21 protein-coding genes are annotated in these 22,141 nt (G+C 62.0%); 8 read left to right on the top strand and 13 right to left on the bottom strand.

Annotation, left to right across the window (positions count from 1 at the left end):
- Positions 1-76 precede the first annotated feature (76 nt).
- From asd to PAQ31011_RS16255, 12 genes are all read right to left on the bottom strand, one after another.
- Positions 77-1,207: an aspartate-semialdehyde dehydrogenase gene (gene asd, locus PAQ31011_RS16310; RefSeq protein WP_072617453.1), complete on the bottom strand. Its 1,131-nt coding sequence runs from the start codon at positions 1,205-1,207 to the stop codon at positions 77-79.
- A gap of 60 nt (positions 1,208-1,267) precedes the next feature.
- Complete coding sequence (gene leuB, locus PAQ31011_RS16305; RefSeq protein ID WP_150576797.1) at positions 1,268-2,335, bottom strand: 3-isopropylmalate dehydrogenase; 1,068 nt, start codon at positions 2,333-2,335, stop codon at positions 1,268-1,270.
- Positions 2,336-2,368: 33 nt separating this feature from the next.
- Positions 2,369-3,019 (bottom strand): 3-isopropylmalate dehydratase small subunit, encoded by a 651-nt coding sequence (gene leuD, locus PAQ31011_RS16300; protein ID WP_150576796.1) that lies wholly within the window; start codon positions 3,017-3,019, stop codon positions 2,369-2,371.
- A 119-nt stretch (positions 3,020-3,138) separates the two neighbouring features.
- A complete protein-coding gene (locus PAQ31011_RS16295; protein ID WP_023596599.1) occupies positions 3,139-3,267 on the bottom strand; it encodes an entericidin A/B family lipoprotein in 129 nt (42 codons plus the stop codon).
- A gap of 55 nt (positions 3,268-3,322) precedes the next feature.
- Positions 3,323-4,732: a 3-isopropylmalate dehydratase large subunit gene (gene leuC / locus PAQ31011_RS16290; RefSeq protein WP_150576795.1), complete on the bottom strand. Its 1,410-nt coding sequence runs from the start codon at positions 4,730-4,732 to the stop codon at positions 3,323-3,325.
- Positions 4,733-5,016: 284 nt separating this feature from the next.
- On the bottom strand, positions 5,017-6,318 hold the full coding sequence (gene gltA, locus PAQ31011_RS16285; protein ID WP_150576794.1) for a citrate synthase: 1,302 nt from the start codon (positions 6,316-6,318) through the stop codon (positions 5,017-5,019).
- Between the two features lie 29 nt (positions 6,319-6,347).
- A complete protein-coding gene (locus PAQ31011_RS16280; protein WP_039399170.1) occupies positions 6,348-6,620 on the bottom strand; it encodes an FAD assembly factor SdhE in 273 nt (90 codons plus the stop codon).
- A 10-nt stretch (positions 6,621-6,630) separates the two neighbouring features.
- Positions 6,631-7,335: a succinate dehydrogenase iron-sulfur subunit gene (locus PAQ31011_RS16275; RefSeq protein ID WP_039368514.1), complete on the bottom strand. Its 705-nt coding sequence runs from the start codon at positions 7,333-7,335 to the stop codon at positions 6,631-6,633.
- 12 nt (positions 7,336-7,347) lie between these two features.
- Positions 7,348-9,123, bottom strand: coding sequence for a succinate dehydrogenase flavoprotein subunit (gene sdhA, locus PAQ31011_RS16270; protein WP_150576793.1), 1,776 nt, complete (start codon positions 9,121-9,123; stop codon positions 7,348-7,350).
- A 3-nt stretch (positions 9,124-9,126) separates the two neighbouring features.
- The gene (sdhD, locus tag PAQ31011_RS16265) at positions 9,127-9,492 is read right to left on the bottom strand and encodes a succinate dehydrogenase, hydrophobic membrane anchor protein (protein ID WP_150576792.1); all 366 of its coding nucleotides are present in this window, start codon (positions 9,490-9,492) and stop codon (positions 9,127-9,129) included.
- A 1-nt stretch (position 9,493) separates the two neighbouring features.
- Entirely contained in the window at positions 9,494-9,907 is a 414-nt protein-coding gene (gene sdhC, locus PAQ31011_RS16260) for a succinate dehydrogenase, cytochrome b556 subunit (protein ID WP_039399176.1), read from the bottom strand.
- A gap of 219 nt (positions 9,908-10,126) precedes the next feature.
- The gene (locus tag PAQ31011_RS16255; protein ID WP_425495111.1) at positions 10,127-10,987 is read right to left on the bottom strand and encodes a GntR family transcriptional regulator; all 861 of its coding nucleotides are present in this window, start codon (positions 10,985-10,987) and stop codon (positions 10,127-10,129) included.
- Positions 10,988-11,337: 350 nt separating this feature from the next.
- On the opposite strand from PAQ31011_RS16255, the gene PAQ31011_RS16250 reads away from it, so the two are divergent.
- The 7 genes from PAQ31011_RS16250 to PAQ31011_RS16220 all read left to right on the top strand — a co-directional run bounded on the left by PAQ31011_RS16250 (position 11,338) and on the right by PAQ31011_RS16220 (position 20,221).
- Entirely contained in the window at positions 11,338-12,321 is a 984-nt protein-coding gene (locus tag PAQ31011_RS16250; RefSeq protein ID WP_150576791.1) for a malate dehydrogenase, read from the top strand.
- A gap of 228 nt (positions 12,322-12,549) precedes the next feature.
- Complete coding sequence (locus tag PAQ31011_RS16245) at positions 12,550-12,924, top strand: hypothetical protein (protein WP_150576790.1); 375 nt, start codon at positions 12,550-12,552, stop codon at positions 12,922-12,924.
- A gap of 47 nt (positions 12,925-12,971) precedes the next feature.
- The gene (locus PAQ31011_RS16240; protein ID WP_150576789.1) at positions 12,972-13,466 is read left to right on the top strand and encodes a hypothetical protein; all 495 of its coding nucleotides are present in this window, start codon (positions 12,972-12,974) and stop codon (positions 13,464-13,466) included.
- A 241-nt stretch (positions 13,467-13,707) separates the two neighbouring features.
- A complete protein-coding gene (acnA, locus tag PAQ31011_RS16235) occupies positions 13,708-16,416 on the top strand; it encodes an aconitate hydratase AcnA (protein ID WP_150576788.1) in 2,709 nt (902 codons plus the stop codon).
- A 381-nt stretch (positions 16,417-16,797) separates the two neighbouring features.
- Entirely contained in the window at positions 16,798-18,294 is a 1,497-nt protein-coding gene (locus tag PAQ31011_RS16230; RefSeq protein WP_150576955.1) for a DNA-3-methyladenine glycosylase 2 family protein, read from the top strand.
- Entirely contained in the window at positions 18,291-18,878 is a 588-nt protein-coding gene (locus PAQ31011_RS16225) for a methylated-DNA--[protein]-cysteine S-methyltransferase (RefSeq protein WP_150576787.1), read from the top strand. The genes PAQ31011_RS16230 and PAQ31011_RS16225 overlap by 4 nt, the downstream gene beginning before the upstream one ends.
- 164 nt (positions 18,879-19,042) lie before the next feature.
- On the top strand, positions 19,043-20,221 hold the full coding sequence (locus PAQ31011_RS16220) for a DUF2863 family protein (protein WP_150576786.1): 1,179 nt from the start codon (positions 19,043-19,045) through the stop codon (positions 20,219-20,221).
- 62 nt (positions 20,222-20,283) lie between these two features.
- Here PAQ31011_RS16220 and trmB read toward each other — a convergent pair whose 3' ends face one another.
- Positions 20,284-20,970, bottom strand: coding sequence for a tRNA (guanine(46)-N(7))-methyltransferase TrmB (trmB, locus tag PAQ31011_RS16215; RefSeq protein WP_150576785.1), 687 nt, complete (start codon positions 20,968-20,970; stop codon positions 20,284-20,286).
- 511 nt (positions 20,971-21,481) lie between these two features.
- Here trmB and PAQ31011_RS16210 point away from each other — a divergent pair.
- The gene (locus PAQ31011_RS16210) at positions 21,482-22,138 is read left to right on the top strand and encodes a BspC domain-containing protein (RefSeq protein ID WP_150576784.1); all 657 of its coding nucleotides are present in this window, start codon (positions 21,482-21,484) and stop codon (positions 22,136-22,138) included.
- Positions 22,139-22,141: the final 3 nt, after the last annotated feature.

Genomic DNA, 22,141 nt, shown 5'->3' with positions numbered 1-22,141 from the left:
GCGAGTGGCCTCCCAAAGCGCGGACGGCGGCCTCGCGGGCCGCCGTTCTTCACGCCTTACCGATACGCTGCAACGCTTACGCGTCGAGCAGGATCCGCAGCATGCGGCGCAGCGGTTCAGCCGCGCCCCACAACAGTTGATCGCCCACCGTAAATGCCGACAGGTACTCCGGACCCATCGACATCTTGCGCAAGCGACCCACCGGGATCGTCATCGTGCCGGTCACGGCGGCAGGCGTCAAATCGGTCATCGACGCTTCGCGTGTGTTCGGCACCACCTTCACCCAGTCGTTCGCCTGGCCGATGATGTCGGTCAGTTCGTCTAACGGCACATCTTTCGTAAGCTTGATGGTCAGCGCCTGGCTGTGGCAACGCATCGCACCGATACGCACGCACAGACCGTCGACCGGAATGGCACGCGTGCCAGGGAAGCCGTCGCCCAGACCCAGAATCTTGTTGGTCTCGGCACCGCCCTTCCACTCTTCCTTCGACTGACCGTTGCCCAGATCCTTGTCGATCCAGGGAATCAGGTTACCGCCCAGCGGCACGCCGAACTGCTTCGTTTCGTCAGCCGTCAGTGCGTGTTGCTTGGCGAGGACCTTGCGGTCGATCTCGAGAATGGCCGAGTGCGGATCGTCGAGCAGCGCCTTGACTTCGGCGTTGATCGTGCCGAACTGCGTGAGCAGCTCGCGCATGTGCTGTGCACCGCCACCCGATGCTGCCTGATACGTCATCGACGTCAGCCAGTCGACCAGACCGTGCTGGAACAGACCGCCCAGACCCATCAGCATGCAGCTGACCGTGCAGTTGCCGCCGACGAAGTTCTTCGTGCCCTTGGTGAGCGCGTTCTTGATGACGTCGAGGTTGACCGGATCGAGCACGATGATCGCGTCGTCCTTCATGCGCAGCGTCGACGCCGCATCCACCCAGTAACCGTTCCAACCCGCTGCACGCAGCTTCGGGAAGATTTCTGTTGTGTAGTCACCGCCCTGGCAGGTAATGATGATGTCGCATTTTTTCAGCTCGTTGACATCATTGGCGTCTTTCAGCGAAGTTTCGTTCTTCGCCATCGACGGGGCTTTGCCGCCCGCGTTGCTGGTGCTGAAAAACACCGGCTCGATCAAGGCGAAGTCGTTCTCCTGTTGCATACGCTGCATCAGAACCGAACCGACCATGCCCCGCCAACCTACCAGACCTACGGTTTTCATTTATCCACTCTCTTATCGTTGCAATTGCGCCGAGGGGCGTCTCCCGACGCCCCGTCAACGTTATAGCGCAGCAACCACTGCTGCGCCCATTTCGCGCGTACCGACCTTGGTCGCGCCTTCCTGCCAGATGTCGGGCGTGCGCAACCCCTGCGCCAGCACCTTCTTCACGGCGTTTTCGATACGGTCGGCCTGTTCGGCACGACCCAGCGTGTAACGCAGCATCATGGCAGCCGACAGGATCGTTGCCAACGGATTGGCGACGCCCTTACCGGCGATATCGGGGGCCGAACCGTGCGACGGCTCGTACAACCCCTTGTTATTGGCATCCAGCGAAGCCGACGGCAGCATGCCGATCGAACCCGTGAGCATGGCGGCCTCGTCCGACAGGATATCGCCGAACATGTTACCCGTCACCACCACGTCGAAGTTCTTGGGTGCCTTGACCAGCTGCATCGCGGCATTGTCGACGTACATGTGCGACAGCTCGACCTCCGGATACTGCTTCGCGACCTCGATCATCGTGTCGCGCCACAGCTGCGACGTCTCCAGCACGTTGGCCTTGTCGACCGAGCAAAGACGCTTGTCGCGCTTGGCCGCAGCCTGGAACGCGACGTGTGCGATACGCTCCACTTCGGGCACGCTATAGCGCATGGTATCAAAACCTTCGCGTGCACCTTCGAAAGCCCCATCCGGCGATTGACGGAAGCCCTTGGGCTGACCGAAGTAAATGTCGCCGTTCAGCTCGCGAATGATCAGGATATCCAGACCGGCGACGATCTCCGGCTTCAGGCTCGACGCGTCGGCCAGTTCCTTGTACAGAATGGCCGGACGGAAGTTGGCGAACAGCTGGAGATGCTTGCGCAGCCCCAGAATCGCCTGCTCGGGGCGCAGCGCGCGCTCCAGCGAGTCGTACTTCCAGTCGCCCACGGCGCCGAACAGAATGGCGTCGGCTTCTTTGGCCAGCTTGAGCGTGGCGTCCGGCAGCGGATGCCCCGCCGCCTCATAGCCCGCACCGCCCACCGGCGCTTCTTCCAGCTCGAACTTCTCGCCAAGCGCGTTCAGCACATTGACGGCTTCCGTCACGATTTCCGGACCAATGCCGTCACCCGGCAACACAGCGATTTTCATGCAATCTCCTTGGATGTGCTCAGCGGCAGGGACTCAGCCCGGCAGGCGCGTTGCGAGCCACGGCTGCTTGGCGAGCCGCTCGGCCTCATAGGCGCGAATCTTGTCGGCGTGACGCAGCGTCAGGCCGATATCGTCGAAACCGTTCAACAGGCAGTACTTGCGGAACGGGGCGATGTCGAACTCGTAAGCGCGACCGTCGGCCGTCATCACCGCCTGCTTGTCCAGATCGATGGTCAGCTGATAGCCGTTGAACGCGGCCGTCTCGTTGAACAGATGGTCGACCTGCATCTCGGACAGCGCGATCGGCAGCAGCCCGTTCTTGTAGCAGTTGTTGAAGAAGATGTCGGCGAAGCTCGGCGCAATCACGGCACGGAAGCCGTATTGCTGCAATGCCCACGGTGCGTGCTCACGCGAGCTGCCGCAGCCGAAGTTCTTGCGTGCGAGCAGCACGGTCGCGCCTTGGAAGCGCGGCTGGTTCAGCACGAAATTCGGGTTGAGCGGACGCGTGCTGCAATCCTGCCCCGGCTGACCGACATCGAGATAACGCCATTCGTCGAACAGATTCGGGCCGAAACCCGTGCGCTTGATCGACTTCAGGAATTGCTTGGGGATGATCGCGTCGGTATCGACGTTTTCGCGATCCAGCGGTGCCACCAACCCCGTATGGACGGTAAATTTTTCCATCACGAACCACCTGATCAAAACAGTTCGGCTACGGCCTGCCGCGTGTGCAGCGGGCCGTCAAACCGGAAATTTGTAGGTGTGCGTGCGAGGCTTCCGCCCGCGCGACGCACACCGTCGCATCACTTCTTCGCGGCGTTTTCGAGCGCCGAGCCAGCGGCTTGCGTGTCTTTGCCGAGGCCCGCCATCGTGTTGCAACCCGCCACGCCCAACAGCAGCACCGCACCGATCAGCATCCACAGTTTCTTCATGGTCTTGTCTCTATCAAAGAAAATGTCCAACAACGGATAAATCGATGCTTGCCCGTCAGACGAGACGACGCACGTCGACGAAATGGCCTTCGATCGCAGCGGCTGCCGCCATCGCCGGGCTCACCAGGTGGGTACGTCCACCGGCACCCTGACGGCCTTCGAAGTTACGGTTCGACGTCGAAGCGCAACGCTCGCCCGACTCCAGACGGTCGGCGTTCATCGCCAGACACATCGAGCAGCCCGGCTCGCGCCATTCGAAACCGGCAGCCTTGAAGACCTGATCCAACCCTTCCTGCTCTGCCTGATGCTTGACCAGACCCGAACCCGGCACGACCATCGCCAGACGCACGTTCGACGCCACGCGTCGGCCGAGCTTCTTCACGACATAAGCCGCCGCACGAATGTCTTCGATGCGCGAGTTGGTGCACGAGCCGATGAACACCTTGTCGACGTTGATGCTCGACATCGGGGTGTCCGGCGTGAGCGCCATGTACTCAAGCGCGCGCTCCATGGCGCTGCGCTTGACCGGGTCCTTTTCCTTCTCGGGATCCGGCACGCGATCTTCGATGCTGACGACCATTTCCGGCGACGTTCCCCAGCTCACCTGCGGACGCAGCGTGTTGGCGTCGATCTCGACCACGTGATCGAACGCGGCACCCGCATCGGTATGGAAGCCGCGCCAGTAAGCTTCGGCCTGCTGGAACTCCACACCCGTCGGGGCGAACGGACGACCCTTCACGTAGTTGATGGTCGTATCGTCAACACCCACCAGACCCGCACGCGCACCGGCTTCGATGGCCATGTTGCACACGGTCATGCGGCCTTCCATCGTCAGCGAACGAATCGCCGAGCCGGCGAACTCGATCGTGTAGCCCGTGCCACCGGCCGTGCCGATCTTGCCGATGACGGCCAGCACGATGTCCTTCGCAGAACAGCCGCGCGGCAGCGTGCCTTCGACCTTCACGAGCATGTTCTTGCTCTTCTTCATGAGCAAGGTCTGCGTCGCGAGCGTGTGTTCCACTTCCGACGTGCCGATACCGAACGCCAGCGCACCGAACGCGCCGTGCGTCGACGTATGCGAGTCACCGCACACCACCGTCATGCCCGGCAACGTGGCACCCTGCTCCGGCCCGATCACGTGCACGATGCCCTGACGGACATCGTTCATCTTGAATTGGGTGATGCCGAAGTTATCGCAGTTCGCGTCGAGCGTATCGACCTGCAAACGCGAGACCGGATCGGCGATGCCTTGCGTGCGATCGGTGGTCGGCACATTGTGGTCCGACACCGCGAGGTTGGCGGACAAACGCCAGACCGGACGCTGCGCGAGTTTTAGACCCTCAAACGCCTGCGGACTGGTCACCTCATGCAACAGATGACGGTCGATGTAGAGCACGGTCGTGCCATCGTCCTCGGTATGCACGACGTGTGCATCCCACAACTTGTCATACAGCGTCTTGGCCATGATAAAAAACGCGGGGGCGAAATATAGTTCTGAGAACGCAAATTACGGTTCTGTGAACTTTTGATTATGCCATAGCGCTTTCGCGCCGGCGGAATACGAAATCCCCGGGAAACCGGGCGGTAAACGCACGATGAACCGGGGATTTGTGCGAATCACGGCAGCTTGTGCCGTGGATTCGAATATAGCGCAACGAGGGCTCGTTGCGGGCCGCACCGCCTTGCCGTTTCGGCAAGGTTGCGGTGCCGGCACGGCAAGCGGGGGCCGTGCCGGACGCCTCGACAGGCTTAGCGCTTGTCGATCGGCGCGACTTCGCGCGGCGTGTGGCCGATGAACAGCTGACGCGGACGGCCGATCTTCTGATCCGGCTCGCCGATCATTTCGTTCCACTGCGCGATCCAGCCCACGGTACGGGCCAGCGCGAAGATGCAGGTGAACATCGAGGTCGGGATGCCCAGCGCGCGCTGAACGATACCCGAGTAGAAGTCGACGTTCGGGTACAGCTTGCGCGACACGAAGTATTCGTCTTCCAGAGCGATCTTCTCGAGCTGCATGGCCAGCTTGAACAGCGGGTCGTCGTGCAGGCCCAGTTCATTGAGCACTTCGTAGCACGTCTCGCGCATCAGCTTGGCACGCGGGTCGTAGTTCTTGTACACGCGGTGACCGAAGCCCATCAGCTTCACGCCCGAGTTCTTGTCCTTCACCTGCTTGATGAATTCGGGGATCTTGTCCGGCGAACCGATCTGCTCGAGCATGTTCAGCGCGGCTTCGTTCGCACCACCGTGCGCCGGGCCCCACAGACATGCGATACCGGCAGCGATACAGGCGAACGGGTTCGCACCCGACGAACCGGCCAGACGGACGGTCGACGTCGAAGCGTTCTGCTCGTGATCTGCGTGCAGGATCAGGATACGGTCGAGGGCGCGCACCAGCACGTCGTTGACCTTGTACTCTTCGCACGGGTTGGCGAACATCATGCGCATGAAGTTCGCGCTGTACGACAGGTCGTTGCTCGGGTACACGAACGGCTGACCGATGCTGTACTTGTACGCCATGGCGACGAGCGTCGGCAGCTTGGCGATCAGACGAATCGCCGAGACTTCGCGGTGGTTCGGGTTATTGATGTCGAGCGAGTCGTGGTAGAACGCCGACAGAGCACCCACCGAACCCGTCAGCACGGCCATCGGGTGAGCGTCGCGACGGAAGCCACGGAAGAAGAAGTTCATCTGCTCGTGAACCATCGTGTGACGGGTCACCGTATCGACGAAATCCTTCTTTTGTTCGGCGTTCGGGAGTTCGCCCTTGAGCAGCAGGTACGAGGTCTCGAGGAAGTCGCAGTTGGTGGCCAACTGCTCGATCGGGTAGCCACGGTACAGCAGCTCACCCTTGTCGCCATCGATGTAGGTGATGGCCGAATTGCACGACGCCGTCGACATAAAGCCGGGGTCATACGTGAACTTGCCGGTCTGGCCGTACAGCTTGCGGATGTCAATCACATCCGGGCCCATCGTTCCCTGATAAATCGGCAGCTCTACGCTGGGCGAATCGTCGGAGAAAGATAGGGTGGCTTTAACATCAGACGGAGTCATATCGCTTCCTCAAAAAAATTCCAAAACCCCTACACGGCACGCAAAAGCGCCAGCAGGCGCTGCACGTCCGGCCCGTCCAGATCCGCCTCGGGCTCTTTACGCGCTAGCAGCAGATCCATCAAATCGTTGTCGCTCAAATCGAGCAGCTTTGTGAGGGCGCCCACATCCTCGTCAGTCAGCGACGCTTCGTACTTGGCGAAGAATCGTTCGAGGATGAGGTCGTTTTCCAGCAAACCGCGGCGTGCCCGCCAGCGCAGGCGGGCACGTTTGACCGGATCGGACTGGTGATTGGTATCCGGCATGATCGTTGGGTCAGACGGCGCGACGCACCATCAGCTCCTTGATCTTGCCGATGGCCTTCGTCGGGTTCAGACCCTTCGGGCACACATCCACGCAGTTCATGATCGTGTGGCAGCGGAACAGGCGGTACGGATCTTCCAGGTTGTCCAGACGCTCGCTGGTCGCCGTATCGCGGCTGTCCGCGATGAAGCGATAAGCCTGGAGCAGACCGGCCGGGCCGACGAACTTGTCCGGATTCCACCAGAAGCTCGGGCACGACGTCGAGCACGATGCGCACAGAATACACTCGTACAGACCATCGAGCTCATCACGCTGTTCGGGCGACTGCAGACGCTCCTTCTCCGGTGCCGGCTCGGGGTTGATCAGGTACGGCTTGATCGAGTGGTACTGGTTGAAGAAGTGCGTCATGTCGACGATCAGGTCGCGAATGACGGGCAGACCCGGCAACGGCTTCAGCACGATCTTGTTCGGCAGATCGTTCATGTTGGTCAGGCAGGCCAGACCGTTCTTGCCGTTGATGTTCATGGCGTCCGAACCGCACACGCCTTCGCGGCACGAGCGGCGGAAAGCGATGCCTTCGTCGATCTTCTTGAGCTTCACCAATGCGTCGAGCAGCATGCGCTCGTGACCGTCGAGTTCGACCTCGTAGGTCTGCATGTACGGTGCGGCATCCTTGTCCGGATCGTAGCGGTAGACTTCAAAAATGCGTTTCATGATCTTGCGAATCCCTTAGAACGTCCGCGCCTTGGGCGGAACCGAGTCGACGGTCAGCGGCTTCATCTGCACCGGCTTGTAATCCAGACGGTTGCCTTCGCTGAAGAACAGCGAGTGGCGCATCCAGTTGGCGTCGTCGCGCTCCGGGTAGTCGCTGTGTGCGTGCGCACCGCGGCTTTCCTTACGGGCTTCCGCTGCGATCATGGTGGCCTTGGCCACTTCGATCAGGTTGTCGACTTCCAGCGCTTCCATACGCGCCGTGTTGAACACCTTCGACTTGTCCTTCAGGTGGACGTGCGACACGCGCTCGGCCACTTGCTTGATCTCGTCCACGCCTTCCTTGAGCAGGTCCGACGTACGGAACACGCCAGCGTGCTTCTGCATCGTCGCGCGGATGTCGTTGGCGATGTCCTGTGCGTACTCGCCCGAGCTGGACGCTTCCAGACGGCCGAGGCGCGCCAGTGCGTTCTCGCCGGCATCGGCGGGCAGCGGCTTGTGGTCGCCGTGGTTCTTGACGAAGTCGACGATGTGGTTGCCGGCAGCACGGCCGAACACCACGAGGTCGAGCAGCGAATTCGTACCCAGACGATTCGCACCGTGGACCGACACGCACGAGCACTCGCCCACAGCGTAGAAGCCGTTGACGGGCACCGACGAGCCGTCCTTCTGCAGCACAACCTGACCGTTGTAGTTCGTCGGAATACCGCCCATCTGATAGTGGATGGTCGGCACGACGGGGATCGGTTCCTTGATCGCGTCGACGTTAGCGAACTTCAGTGCGATTTCGCGAATCGACGGCAGGCGCTTCATGATCGTCTCGGCACCGATGTGCGAGAGGTCGAGCAGCACGTAGTCGCCGTTCGGGCCGCAACCACGGCCTTCCTTGATTTCCTGGTCCATCGAACGCGACACGAAGTCACGCGGCGCCAGATCCTTCAGCGTCGGAGCGTAGCGCTCCATGAAACGCTCGCCGTTCGAGTTGCGCAGAATACCGCCCTCGCCGCGCACACCTTCGGTGATCAGCACGCCCGCGCCGGCCACGCCGGTCGGGTGGAATTGCCAGAATTCCATGTCTTCGAGCGGAATGCCTGCACGTGCAGCCATGCCCAGACCGTCACCGGTGTTGATGAACGCGTTGGTCGAAGCGGCGTACACACGGCCGGCACCGCCGGTCGCGAACAGCGTGCACTTGCCTTCGAGCAGGTAGACTTCGCCGGTTTCGAGTTCCAGCGCCGACACGCCGAGGACATCGCCCTCTTCGTTGCGGATCAGGTCGAGCGCCATCCACTCCACGAAGAAGTGGGTCTTGGCAGCGACGTTTTGCTGGTACAGCGTGTGCAGCAAGGCGTGACCGGTACGGTCAGCAGCCGCGCAAGCGCGCTGGACGGGCTTTTCGCCGTAGTTGGCCGTGTGACCGCCGAACGGACGCTGGTAAATCGTGCCGTCCGGGTTACGGTCGAACGGCATGCCGAAGTGTTCCAGCTCGTAGACGGCGTTCGGTGCCTGACGGCACATGAACTCGATCGCATCCTGGTCGCCGAGCCAGTCGGAGCCCTTGATGGTGTCGTAGAAGTGGTAATGCCAGTTGTCTTCGCTCATATTGCCGAGCGAAGCGCCAATGCCGCCCTGAGCGGCCACGGTATGCGAACGGGTGGGGAACACCTTGGACAGCACTGCCACCGACAGACCGGCCTTGGCCAGTTGCAGCGAAGCGCGCATGCCCGAACCACCTGCGCCCACGATGACTACGTCAAAGCGGCGGCGCGGCAGCGAATTTTTAATTGCAGCCATTCTTTACACTCTCCACAAAATCTGCGCGGCATAGCCGGCACAAGCCAGCAGCCAGACGATCGTCAGCGCATACAGCGCCAGTCGCACACTGACGGGCTTGACGTAGTCCATCCAGATGTCGCGAATGCCGACCCACGCGTGATAGAACAGCGAGAGCAGCGTAACGAACGTGGCCAACTTCATCCATTGATGCGAGAAGATGCCGGCCCAGCCTTCGTAGGAGAAGTTCTTGGCGGTGAAGAACCACACCAGCAGGATCACCGTGTACACGGCCATGATCACTGCGGTCATGCGCTGCGCAATCCAGTCGCGCAGGCCGTAGTGGGCGCCGACGACCAGGCGCTTGGAACCGATATTGTTCTGTGCCATCTTAGAACGCTCCGAACAGCTTGAGGGCGACGGCCAGCGTCAGCACCAGCGACACGGCCAGCACGACCACAGCCGAATTCTTGCCGCCTTCCTTGCTCACTGCGTCGTGATTGAAGTCCATGCGCAGGTGGCGCACGCCGGCACAGAAGTGGTGCAGGAAGCCCCACGACAACGCCAGGATGACGAGTTTGACAAACCAGTTGGAGGCGACGCTTCGAAGCGTTTCGAAGGTCAGTTCCGACGTGAGGCTCTGTTCGAACAGATACAGCGCGAACGGCAACAGAAGGAACAAGATGACACCGCTAATACGGTGCAGGATCGAAACGATACCAGCCGGCGGGAGACGGTACGAGACAATCTGTCCGATACCGATATTCCTGTAGACTGGCCGCTCTTTTTTTACCACTTCAGCCATGCTAGACCCCATGTAGTTACATCAGCCCCGGATTTTAGCGCCGATTCTAGTGCATTGCACCATACCGGTTCCAACCCTCCGGAAATTCCTGCCAACGGCGCACGACACGCCGCCCCCAAGCCTCGACTTTCGGGCATTTGCCGGCCACGACACCGGCGCATCCCCGAGAAAGCCGCCCTACCCTCTCAACGCAAATTCAAGTCAGATTCAACTTCGTCTTCAACTTAGTTCGTTCTGATAATGATGTTCCGTGGTGACATACCAGCCCCGGCGCACTTCCACCGGTTTGTCTCCATAAGTGTAGGAAACGCGCTCCACACTCAGAAGAGGAAAACCCTTCGGCACCTTCAGCAGATCCGCCGTCATGTCGTCTGCGGCCACGGCGCGGACTTTCTCCACGGCGCGGATCATGCGCGTCCCGAATTCGTCTTCGAACAGGCCGTACATCGGCCCCTTGTATTCATTGAGCTTTTCCGCCGTCAATCCGCGGAACAGCGACCCGGGCAGCCAGATTTCGTCAAGCACCGTCGGGCGGTCCGAGAAATCCATCATGCGACGAATCAGAATCACGCCATCGCCCGCACGCAGATCCAGCTGACGTGCGATCTCCGCCGGTGCGCGCATACGGCGGCACTCGATCAGGCGGCTGGGCGGGTGATGGGGTTCGCCCGAGTCGGGCGCGAGACGCAGAAACCGGAACTGCACCCGGTCTTCATGATGGGTGGCGACGAACGTGCCGCGGCCCTGACGGCGCACGAGCAGGTTCTCGGCCGCCAACTCGTCGATAGCTTTACGCACCGTTCCCTGGCTGACCTTGTAACGGCCTGCCAGATCGACTTCGCTGGGAATGATTTCGCCGGGCTTCCATTCGCCGGCTTGCAGGCTCTGGGTAATGAGTCCCTTGATCTGCTGGTACAGCGGACTGAAGGTCGGCGACGCTCCGGCGGTCACGCCACCCTGCACAGCCTGAGCAGCCGATGCAGCCGGGGGGACCTGAGCGACATCGCGCGCGCTGTCCGATCGCTGCGGCGCGTCGACAGGCGGCGTGGTGTTGGATGTGTCGCGAACGTTCGCATTCATGGCGGGGATTTGACCACAAATCAAGACCTTCGTCCATCGAATAACAGCAATAATCCTATGTCTTATATAAGACATAAGATAGAGTTGACATTCGTTCTGGCGACTCCTACACTGGCGCGGGCTAACAGGGGCCTGCAGCCGCAGCACGGCTATCTTATAAGATAAGAGAGTCCGGTGCTTCGCACATGTCGACGGCAGCACTCCCCGCGCAGCCCGCAAGCTTCCGTAGGTCAAGGAATTTTAGAAGCTTCATGTGACGCGGCGCTGTCAGCCTGGCAAAAACTGCCACCCGGACGGTGAGCCCATCCTGAGCTTCGGAGGATTATTTGTACACGTCTGGAGAGATTCTCATGGCAAAACCCGCAATGCGTGTCGCCGTCACCGGCGCCGCTGGCCAAATCGGCTACTCCCTGCTGTTCCGTATCGCCAATGGCGACATGCTCGGCAAGGATCAGCCCGTCATCCTGCAACTGCTCGACCTCCCGCAAGCTCAAGCCGCCGTCAAGGGCGTCGTGATGGAGCTCGAAGACTGCGCGTTCCCGCTGTTGGCCGGCGTGGTCGTGACCGACGACCCGAAGGTCGCCTTCAAGGATGCCGACGTCGCCCTGCTGGTTGGCGCCCGTCCGCGCTCGAAGGGCATGGAACGTAAGGACCTGCTCGAAGCAAACGGCGCAATCTTCACGGTGCAGGGCAAGGCCCTGGACGAAGTCGCCAGCCGCAACGTCAAGGTGCTGGTCGTCGGTAACCCGGCGAACACCAACGCCTACATCGCTATGAAGTCGGCCCCGAATCTGCCGAAGGAAAACTTCACCGCGATGCTGCGTCTGGATCACAACCGTGCCCTGTCGCAACTCGCCGCCAAGACCGGCAAGCCGGTCGCGAGCATCGAAAAGCTGGCCGTGTGGGGCAACCACTCGCCGACGATGTACGCCGACTACCGCTTCGCCACGATCGACGGCCAAAGCGTGAAGGCCATGATCAACGACGACGTGTGGAACAACGACGTGTTCCTGCCGACCGTCGGCAAGCGCGGCGCTGCCATCATCGAAGCCCGTGGCCTGTCGTCGGCCGCTTCGGCTGCCAACGCCGCCATCGACCACATCCATGACTGGGTGCTGGGCTCGAACGGCAAGTGGGTCACGATGGGTATCCCGTCGGACGGCTCGTACGGCATTCCGCAAGACGTGATCTACGGCGTGCCGGTGATCTGCGAAAACGGCAAGTATAAGCGCGTGGAAGGCCTCGAGATCGACGCCTACTCGCGTGAAAAGATGGACTTCACGCTCAAGGAGCTCGAAGAAGAGCGCGCTGGCGTGGCCCATCTGCTGGGCTGATTTCCCAGGAATACCCCGGGATCCGGCCCCGCGTGACGCCAAAAGCGTCGCAACGGGCCGAAACTGCGCCGGCGGCTACCCCCAGTGCCGGCGCCCCCCCCCCCGCCTCACGAGCAGCACCCGTACGTTCCTTGAATCCAGAGTGACGACATACCGCGCCCCGGTAGCACACTAACCTGCTACGGCGTTATGATCCCGCCACTCCCTCACGCATCATCGAGCGATTTCTTGGCCAAGCGAATGCAGCGTCCGATTGCCGCAAGCAGCGCACTGCCCCGGGTCTCCGGCGCCGGCGTAACGCCCGCGGCGAACGTAGTGAACGCCCTGCCGCCCACAGAACGCAGCGCCCTCATCCGCACCTCCTTGCGTTCGTTTCGCCAAGCACTCCGCCCGCAGCGCTTCCCGATTTCCAAACAGGATGGTTTCCATCCGAAGCGCTGTCAGACTCGGTCAGACGCCAATTTGGCCACCCTCTCAGCTTTGCGCACCGTAACACAGTTCAGCGCGACGCCGGTTTTTACCGCCGTCGCTTGTCGCGCTTGCGTGAAAGGAATTGAAAAAATTTGTGTGGTGACGTCGAACGACGCAGACTTCGTACGATAATCTGCGCTTTTGCAAACGTCGGTTCTTACCCTCTGGAGAGACTCACCATGAAGAAGCTTTGTCTGACTGCGCTGGTTGCCCTGTGCTCTGCTGCCCTCGTCCCGACGGCATTTGCCGCCGACGCCACCACGAGCAGCAAAACCACGACCAAGAAGGCCGCTCCGAAGAAGAAGGCCCCGGCCAAGAAGAAGGCCGCTGTCGCCGCAGCCCCCGCGCAACCGGACGAAGGCTCGGAACTCTGGAGCTGCAAAGAGAACAATAAGTTGTACATCAAGGGTGACATGAAGCGCGACCAGATCCTGACGATGTTCTGGGAAGGCCGTAACTACAAGCTGCCGCGTCAAGTGACGACGACCGGTGCGGACCGTTTCTATGACGCAGCAAGCGGCATGGATCTGGTCGTGATTCCGACCAAGGCCATGCTCTTCACGCACCGCGATGGCGGCAACCGTCTGGCTGACGAGTGCATGACGCAAGCGATGTCGGAGCAGAACAAGGCAGCACCGACGCAATCGAACGAGTTGATCAAGGTGACCAACTGAGCTGGCGCCGGGTCGATACCGGCGCAGTTCACGTGATGCGCCAGCCGCTTTCCTGTTGCACTGCTTTACTGCTGCACATTTGGTTTCACCGGAAGTCATCGGAAGTCTTCGCAGTACCCGGCACGCCGGACGCATGACCTACCGGCATCGTAGCGGGCACCCAGGCAGGTGCCTGCGCGATACCGGCCCCCACTAATAGCTTCACCACGCTTTGTTTTTCTGTATCACTCAAGGAAAGATCATGGCCCACAACCTCCACAAAACGCTTAAAGAGTTCAAGCTCGGCGGCAACAAGAAAGGCAAGTTCTACTCGCTGCCCCAACTGGGCAAGGCCCTGGGTGTGAATGTCGAACGCCTGCCGGTGTCGATCCGCCTCGTGCTCGAGTCCGTGCTGCGCAATTGCGACGGCAAGAAGGTGACCGAAGAGCACGTCAAACAACTGGCCAACTGGAAGCCGAACGCCGAGCGTACCGACGAAATCCCGTTCGTCGTGGCACGTGTCGTGCTGCAGGATTTCACGGGCGTGCCGCTGCTGGCCGATCTGGCCGCGATGCGTAACGTCGCCGAGCGTCAGGGCACGAACCCGAAGCGCATCGAGCCGCTGGTGCCGGTGGATCTGGTGGTCGACCACTCGGTCACGATCGATCACTTCCGCGAGAAGAAGGCGCTCGATCTGAACATGAAACTGGAATTCCAGCGCAACAACGAGCGCTACCAGTTCATGAAGTGGGGGATGCAGGCGTTCGACACGTTCGGCGTCGTGCAACCGGGCTATGGCATTGTCCACCAGGTAAACCTGGAATATCTGGCGCGCGGCGTGCACAAGAAGGACGATGTGTTCTATCCGGACACGCTCGTCGGCACGGACAGCCACACCACCATGATCAACGGTATCGGCGTGGTGGGCTGGGGTGTGGGCGGCATTGAAGCCGAAGCCGGCATGCTGGGTCAGCCGGTGTACTTCCTGACGCCGGACGTCGTCGGCGTGGAGCTGACGGGCCGTCTGCGCGAAGGCGTGACCGCCACCGACCTGGTGCTGACGATCACGGAAATGCTGCGTCGCGAGAAGGTCGTGGGCAAGTTTGTCGAGTTCTTCGGCGAAGGCACGTCGAGCCTGGCGCTGCCGGACCGCGCGACCATCGCCAACATGGCACCGGAATACGGCGCGACGATGGGCTTCTTCCCGGTCGACGAAAAGACGATCGATTACTTCCAGGGCACGGGTCGCACGAAGGCAGAAATCGATGCCTTCGAGTCGTACTTCAAGGCCCAGAACCTCTTCGGCGTGCCAAAGACGGACAGCATCGACTACACCAAGACGCTCAAGCTGGATCTCGGCACGGTCGCCCCGTCGCTGGCCGGTCCGAAGCGTCCGCAAGACCGCATCGAAATCGGCAACGTCAAGTCGACGTTCAAGGACCTGTTCACGAAGCCGGTCGCCGAGAACGGTTTCAACCTGACGCAAGAACAACTCGACGCGACGTACAAGACGGCTAGCGGCATCGACGTGAACAACGGCGACGTGCTCATCGCCGCCATCACGTCGTGCACGAACACGTCGAACCCGAGCGTGCTGCTCGCCGCGGGTTTGCTGGCGAAGAAGGCCGTGGAAGCCGGCCTGAAGGTCGCGCCGCACATCAAGACGTCGCTCGCCCCGGGAAGCCGCGTGGTCACCGAGTATCTGCACGCAGCCGGTCTGCTGGGATACCTCGAGAAGCTCGGCTTCGGCGTGACGGCTTACGGCTGCACGACCTGTATCGGTAACGCCGGCGATCTGACGGCCGAACTGAACGAGACGATTACGAAGAACGACATGGTCGCGGCCGCCGTGCTGTCGGGCAACCGTAACTTCGAAGCGCGTATTCACCCGAACATCCGCGCCAACTTCCTCGCCTCGCCCCCGCTGGTCGTGGCCTACGCCATCGCCGGCAACGTCACGCGCGACCTGATGACCGAACCGGTCGGCAAGGGTAAGGGCGGCCGCGAGATCTTCCTGGGCGACATCTGGCCGACCAGCGAAGAAATCCACAAGCTGATGAAGTTCGCCATGAACGCGAAGGTGTTCAAGGCCAACTACGACTCGGTGAAGGAACCGAGCCCGCTGTGGGCGAAGGTCAAGGGTTCGAAGGGTCAGGTCTACGACTGGCCGACGTCGACGTACATCGCCGAGCCGCCGTTCTTCGACGGCTTCTCGATGGAACCGAACGCCGACATCAAGCCGATCCAGGGCGCGCGCGCACTGGGCGTATTCGGTGACTCGGTGACGACGGACCACATCAGCCCGGCTGGCTCGATCAAGGAAACGTCGCCGGCGGGCAAGTGGCTGCTCGAAAACGGCGTGCTCAAGGCCGACTTCAACAGCTACGGTTCGCGTCGCGGCAATCACGAAGTGATGATGCGCGGCACGTTCGCCAACGTCCGTATCAAGAACCTGATGATCCCCGCAAAGGCCGACGGCTCGCGCGTAGAAGGCGGTCTGACGATTCACCAGCCGAGCGGCGAACAGCTCTCGATTTACGACGCCGCCATGAAGTACGTCGGCGAGAACACCCCGACGGTGGTGTTCGGTGGTGAAGAGTACGGCACGGGTTCGTCGCGCGACTGGGCAGCCAAGGGCACGCAGTTGCTGGGCGTGAAGGCGGTCATCACCCGTTCGTTCGAACGTATCCACCGCTCGAACCTGGTCGGCATGGGCGTTCTGCCCCTGCAATTCAAGGGCTCGGACAGCGTGGAATCGCTCGGCATCACGGGCGAAGAAACGTACGACATCGAAGGTCTGACGGCCGACATCAAGCCGCAGCAAGACGTCACACTGGTGATCCATCGCAAGAACGGCGAAACGCAAAAGGTGCAGGTCCTGCTGCGTATCGACACGCCGATCGAAGTGGACTACTACAAGCACGGCGGCATCCTGCCGTTCGTGCTGCGTCAACTGCTCGCGGCGGCTTAAGTTCGGTCGCTCTGATGTGACGCAAGGGGGGGCTGGATGGCGATGTGGATGCCCGCCAGCCCCCGAAAGACGAAACCCGGCCTCTGCGCCGGGTTTTTTCTTTGGTTTTCGTTTGGGGGGCGCTCTCGCTTTTGAAAACCCTCCCGCCCTCACCGCCTCCACCCTCCCACAACGCAGCGGGACAGACGCAAGGGAGCACTTCCCGGCGCTCCACTGAAAGTCGCTTCGGTAAGCGCTCCCTTGCGTCTGCCTGTATTGCCCAGGGCCACAAACCTCCCCCTCATCCTCATTTCTCCGATGTACTGTCATGTCCGAAAATGACTAGCCGGACGTCCGGCTCGCGCGTAGAGTGACACCATGTTTTCCCCCTCCCCCCACACCATGAAGCTCGATCCGGATGTCTGCTACAAAGCAGTCTCGGCACGCGACCGACGCTTCGACGGCTGGTTCTTCGTCGGCGTCTCCTCGACCGGTATTTACTGCCGTCCCGTCTGTAACGTTCGCACACCCCGCTTCGAGAACTGCTCGTTCTACGGTAGCGCCGCCGCCGCAGAAAAGGCCGGATACCGCCCTTGCCTCAAGTGCCGCCCTGAACTCGCGCCCGGCGGCGCACGCTTCGACGCCTCCCGCGAACTCGCCGACGCAGCCGCCGCCATGATCGACGAAGGCTTCCTCAATCACGCCCCACTCCCCGATCTCGCTGCCCGTATCGGCATCACAGAGCGTCACCTGCGCCGCATCTTTGCCGACGAGTTCGGCGTCTCTCCCGTCGAGTACGCACAAACACAGCGACTGCTGCTCGCCAAACGTCTGCTCACCGATACCGCGCTGCCAGTGACCGAGGTGGCGCTTGCCGCTGGCTTCGGTAGCGTCAGGCGCTTCAACGGGCTCTTCAAATCGCGCTATGGCTTTGCCCCCGGACGCCTGCGCCTGAGCGCACACAACGCCCGCATGGCCACCATTCCCGACGGCGATCTGGTCTTTCAACTCGCCTATCGCCCGCCCCTCGCCTGGCACGCCCTGCTCGACTTTCTCGGCGATCGCGCCATCGAAGGCGTCGAGTCACGTGAGGGTGACGTCTATACCCGCACGCTTAGCCTTCAACGGCAGGATGGGCAGACCGTCGCTGGCTGGTGCCGCATCTCGCCGCTCCCGAATCGTCACGCCTTGCAGGTGACACTCCCCCCCGCCCTCGCAGGCAGCGTGCCGCAAGTGCTCGGCAAACTCCGTCATCTGTTCGACCTCGGCGCGCGCCCCGATGTCATCGACGCTCATCTCGGCGCCCTCGCCCTCGCGACGCCCGGCCTTCGCGTGCCCGGCGCAGTGGACGGCTTCGAGATCGCCGTGCGCGCCATCGTCGGCCAGCAAATCACCGTCAAAGGCGCGCGTCGCCTGCTCGGGCGACTCGCCGAGCGATTCGGCACGCCGCTGCCGACACCCGTCCACGGTCTGACACACACGTTTCCGAGTGCCGCACAAATGCTCGCCGTGCCCGTCGACGCCCTCGGCGAAGCCGGTATCATTCGAAGTCGTATCGCCGCAATTCACGGTGTTGCCCAGGCGATTGTGGACGGCACGCTGCGGCTCGATCCGCTCGCGCCGCTGGACGCGACGATGGCGTCGCTCCTCGCCATCAAAGGCGTCGGCCCGTGGACAGCGCAGTACATCGCGATGCGCGCCCTCGGCTCGCCCGACGCCATGCCAGTGGACGATCTGGTGCTGCGTCAGGCGCTCGGCGTGCCCAACGGCCGCGCCGTCGCCACGCGCGCTGCCCAGTGGGCACCGTGGCGCGCGTATGCTGCATTGCACGTTTGGCGTGCTGCGGCACAGGGACCGGCTGGCCAGCCGGTCATGAATTTGCAGGAGGTGGTTGCATGACCCGCACGACGACACGCACGACAACGCATTACGAAGCCTTTTACGACAGCCCGCTGGGCGAGATGCTGCTGGTCGCCAATGGCGACGCGCTGACCGGCGTCTATTTCACTCAGCAAAAGTACTTCCCCGGAGACGGCGAGACGCGTCGCGACGGCGCAGGTATCAAGGTGCTCGACGCCGCCAAGGAACAGCTCAACGAGTACTTCCACGACGGACGCCGTCTGTTCGAATTGGATCTCGCACCGGACGGCACGCCGTTCCAGAAGAGCGTCTGGGACGAACTGCGCCGCATCCCGTTCGGCGAGACGCGCAGCTACGGCGATCTCGCCCATTCGCTCGGCGATGCGAACAAATCGCGCGCGGTCGGTGCCGCCAACGGGCGTAATCCGATAACGCTGATCGTGCCCTGCCACCGTGTGATCGGCGCAGACGGCACGCTGACGGGCTACGCAGGCGGCGTAGAACGTAAGCTGGCCCTGCTCTCGCTCGAAGGCGCAGCACTCGCCCCCGTCATCGGTGCCCGCGCCGCCACGACGCGTCATACGCGTCTCTCGGCCCCGGCGAATCTCGCATTCGACTTCTGATTCGGCGTCAAACGCCGCCGGCGCACGGCCCGTTTGGTGGCTGCCCATCGATGGCGATATCCCCTATCGCCATCGGAGTCGACGCGTTTGGTGACAGCGTCCCATCTATCGCGTTCACGCATGCCGTACAATCGTGAGTTCATGTGTTTCTGCTTTGCACGACTATGCGCTCACGCACCGCCAAACGACTGACCCCCGACGCCGAGAAGCTGGTCGGCCACGCGCTCGCGCTGGCCGCCTCGGGTAGCCGCATCGAAGACCGTTTCTGGGAAGCCCAGCTCGACACGCTGCTCACGCGCGTGCTGCGCACCGGCAACCAGCCGGCCATCGACGCCGCGCTCGACCATCTCCAGGCCAACCATAGCGAAGCCTATGGCGCGCTCGCCGATCTGATCGAGTCGCAAAGCGAATCCGCCGAACCCGAGGCCGACGGCCAGACGTGGGACGGCCTGCTCGTCGCCATCCCGATCCTCGCCTGGACGCGTTACGCCATTCCATCCGGCGCAGTGAAGGCCGACGCGCTCATGCCGGTTCGCGCCCATCTGCACGCGCACGTGCTCGCCGAGTCGGCACGCGTGGCCATTTCGCCGTACCTCTACAGCATCGACCAGCTCCCGCGCACGCACTGCGAATCGTGGAAGGTGACGCAGCAACTCGTGCAGGCCGCCGTCAGCAACGCTGAAGTCAAGCAGCCCGGCAACGACCTGCCGGAGACGGCCCCCATCCTCGCCGATCCGCGTTTCCTGCTGGCCGCCGTCGCCGTGCCGAAGGGTGCCGCCATGTTCCGCTGGCAGGAAGACGGTCCGCGTCACGCAGAACGCGGCCAGTGCCAGGAAGCCTGGTCGGCACAAGGCGGGCCGAATCTGAATGCGCTGCTGCCCGGCTGCGAGATCGAGTGCCTTCTGCCCGACGCTTACTACGCCAGCTGCCGCGAAGCCGACGAACGTATTCGTCCGCACACGATTCGTACCGCGCTGCGCTATCTGGAAGACGTTCTCACGCTGACGCCGCCGGAACTGCGCGCTGTGGTGGCCGGCTTCGGTGAACAGAATATCGACGAGTACCGCATCGGCTTCACGCAACGCGGCAGCAACGACGTGATCTACGGCGTGGTGTGGCCGCTCTACGGTCGCGAGAACGGTGAAGTCGAAGGCGGCGCGCTCGACGAAGTCACGGACCTGCTGAAGGCTTGTGGCGTGACCGAGATTCGCAAGCATCCGGGCCGCTTCGATCCGGAATACTGCGACGACTGCGGCGTGCCGCTCTATCCGGACCCCGTGGGCGAAGTCGTCCATGCGGAAATGCCGGAAGACGCCGAACCGAGCCGCCCGCACTTCCATTGATCGTGCGTCAATAGAAATCGGCCGTGCGTGATGAGCGCACGGCCGATTTGCTTTTGCGACGATTAGCGAGGTGCCAACGTCACCACACATCGATGCAACGTGTGCCCCGATGCCAGATACTTGCGCTCGAACGGCGTCATCGTCGCAGCACTGTCCTCCGGCACCCACGCCTCTACCTCCGGGTGCACGCCGCTCAGCCATTCCACGGCCAGCGCGAACTCCTCGATATAGATATCCCAGTTGCTGCGGCATTCGAGCACGCCGCCGAGCGCGACGACCGTCGGAAATACAGCGTGCGCATGCCAGCGACGCGCAAGCTGCCCAATCTTCGGCCACGGATTCGGGTAGAGAATGTAGTGCCGCGCAGGGCGAATGCCCGCGTCGTGCAGTTGCCGCCAGAAGTCCACGAGATCGGCGCGCACCCAAACAAAGTTCTCGGGCCATTCGCCGTCCCACCAATCTTTACCGCGCACAATGCGGCTCTCCGACTGATCGATGCCGATGACGAAGTGATCGGGAAAGGTCGAGGCGAGGCGCAGTGTGCTCTCGCCCACGCCACATCCGGCGTCGATGATCAGTGGGGCTGCGCCCGCGCTGCGCCATGCGGCAATCGCGGCATCGAAGGCGCCGGCGCTGTAGGCCGCAAGCGGCTTGCGAAAAATGGCGTCGCGGTGACGGTTCACCAGTTCCGCCAACTTGTCGTGCGGACCGGTCTGAGCACTGCCGACAGTGCGTGAGTTTGCGAACATGCCGAATAAGAAAATTGCCAAGGCAAACGGGGCGACGCGCGAACACCTATCGCATGAACGGCATGAATTGCACGATTCGCGTGAAAAGCCCGGAAATGTGCCGCTGTTCGAGCGATTGCGTCAGCGCCTGCGATGACACAATGCGCCCCCTGTTGCCGCATAAGCGCGGTAGAAGCTGCGAGAAACCTGCAAGAACGAGAGGCGTTTTCCATGCCGACGTTCACGTTTTGAAACGTCACTACGCAGCGTGGATGGCCCGCATTGTAGCGCGCTGTAACTTTCAAGCGCGACGCAATGACGTCTGCGGGCTTACCCGGCGGGCGTGAGCGGCTTTTTTTCGGTTAAGATGGATGCCGCTTCGCCGCTGTCTTTCAAAATGCGGTCAAGCTTCTTCGCGAGCGGCGCATGCCAGCGACTCATAAGATGAGGGAAACGCATGCCCGCATTGCTCTGCAATGCTCAGAGCCGGTTCACACACACGGCTCTTACGCCCCCGAGAATACGTCAAGCAATGTCGAATCGATTTTTTCAACGCGCCGCAGGCGTCGTGATGCGAGCCGTGCGCCAGGTCGCAGGCATCGCATCCATCGCTGCGCCGCTCTGCCTGTCGACCTTCACGGCCCCGGTACAGGCCTTCACCCTCGAACAGCATCGCGCGCTGGTCGAGCAGTTCATCAACACGCGTCATGCCGATCCGATGGTGGCCGACTGCGCTGCGCACGCGAGTTTCGTCGTCGCCACGCTGCCCGGCTACGAAAGTGTCGAGTACGGCGAGACGGCGCTCGATCCCGAGCACGCGAAAATCGAACCGTGGAACGGCCCGTTCGACGATCGCAAGCAACGGGTCGACGTCACGCAGATGGTCGAACTCGATGGCGTCGGCAAGCGCACGAGCGGCCAGACCGACAACATCCACATTCGGTGCGGATACGTCGATGGCCGCATGATGGGCTTCGACTACACATCGCCGCTCTCGCAGGTCGAGCAACCCGTGAAGCGTGCAGCCCGTGGCAACACGCGCGGTAAAGCCGCTCACGCCACGGCGAAGTCGGGTAAGAAAGGCACGACGGCCAAGTCGACGGGCAGCAAGTCGTCGGCGAAAGCCTCGTCTTCGAAGTCGACCAGCACGACCAGCGCGAAGAAGAGCACGACGAAAAAGAAGAACTGATCG

The sequence above is a fragment of the Pandoraea aquatica genome, from assembly GCF_902459565.1.
Classification (GTDB): domain Bacteria; phylum Pseudomonadota; class Gammaproteobacteria; order Burkholderiales; family Burkholderiaceae; genus Pandoraea; species Pandoraea aquatica.
The sequence above is the reverse complement of the archived record's forward strand: the minus strand, read 5'-3'. Positions and strand labels throughout refer to the sequence as shown.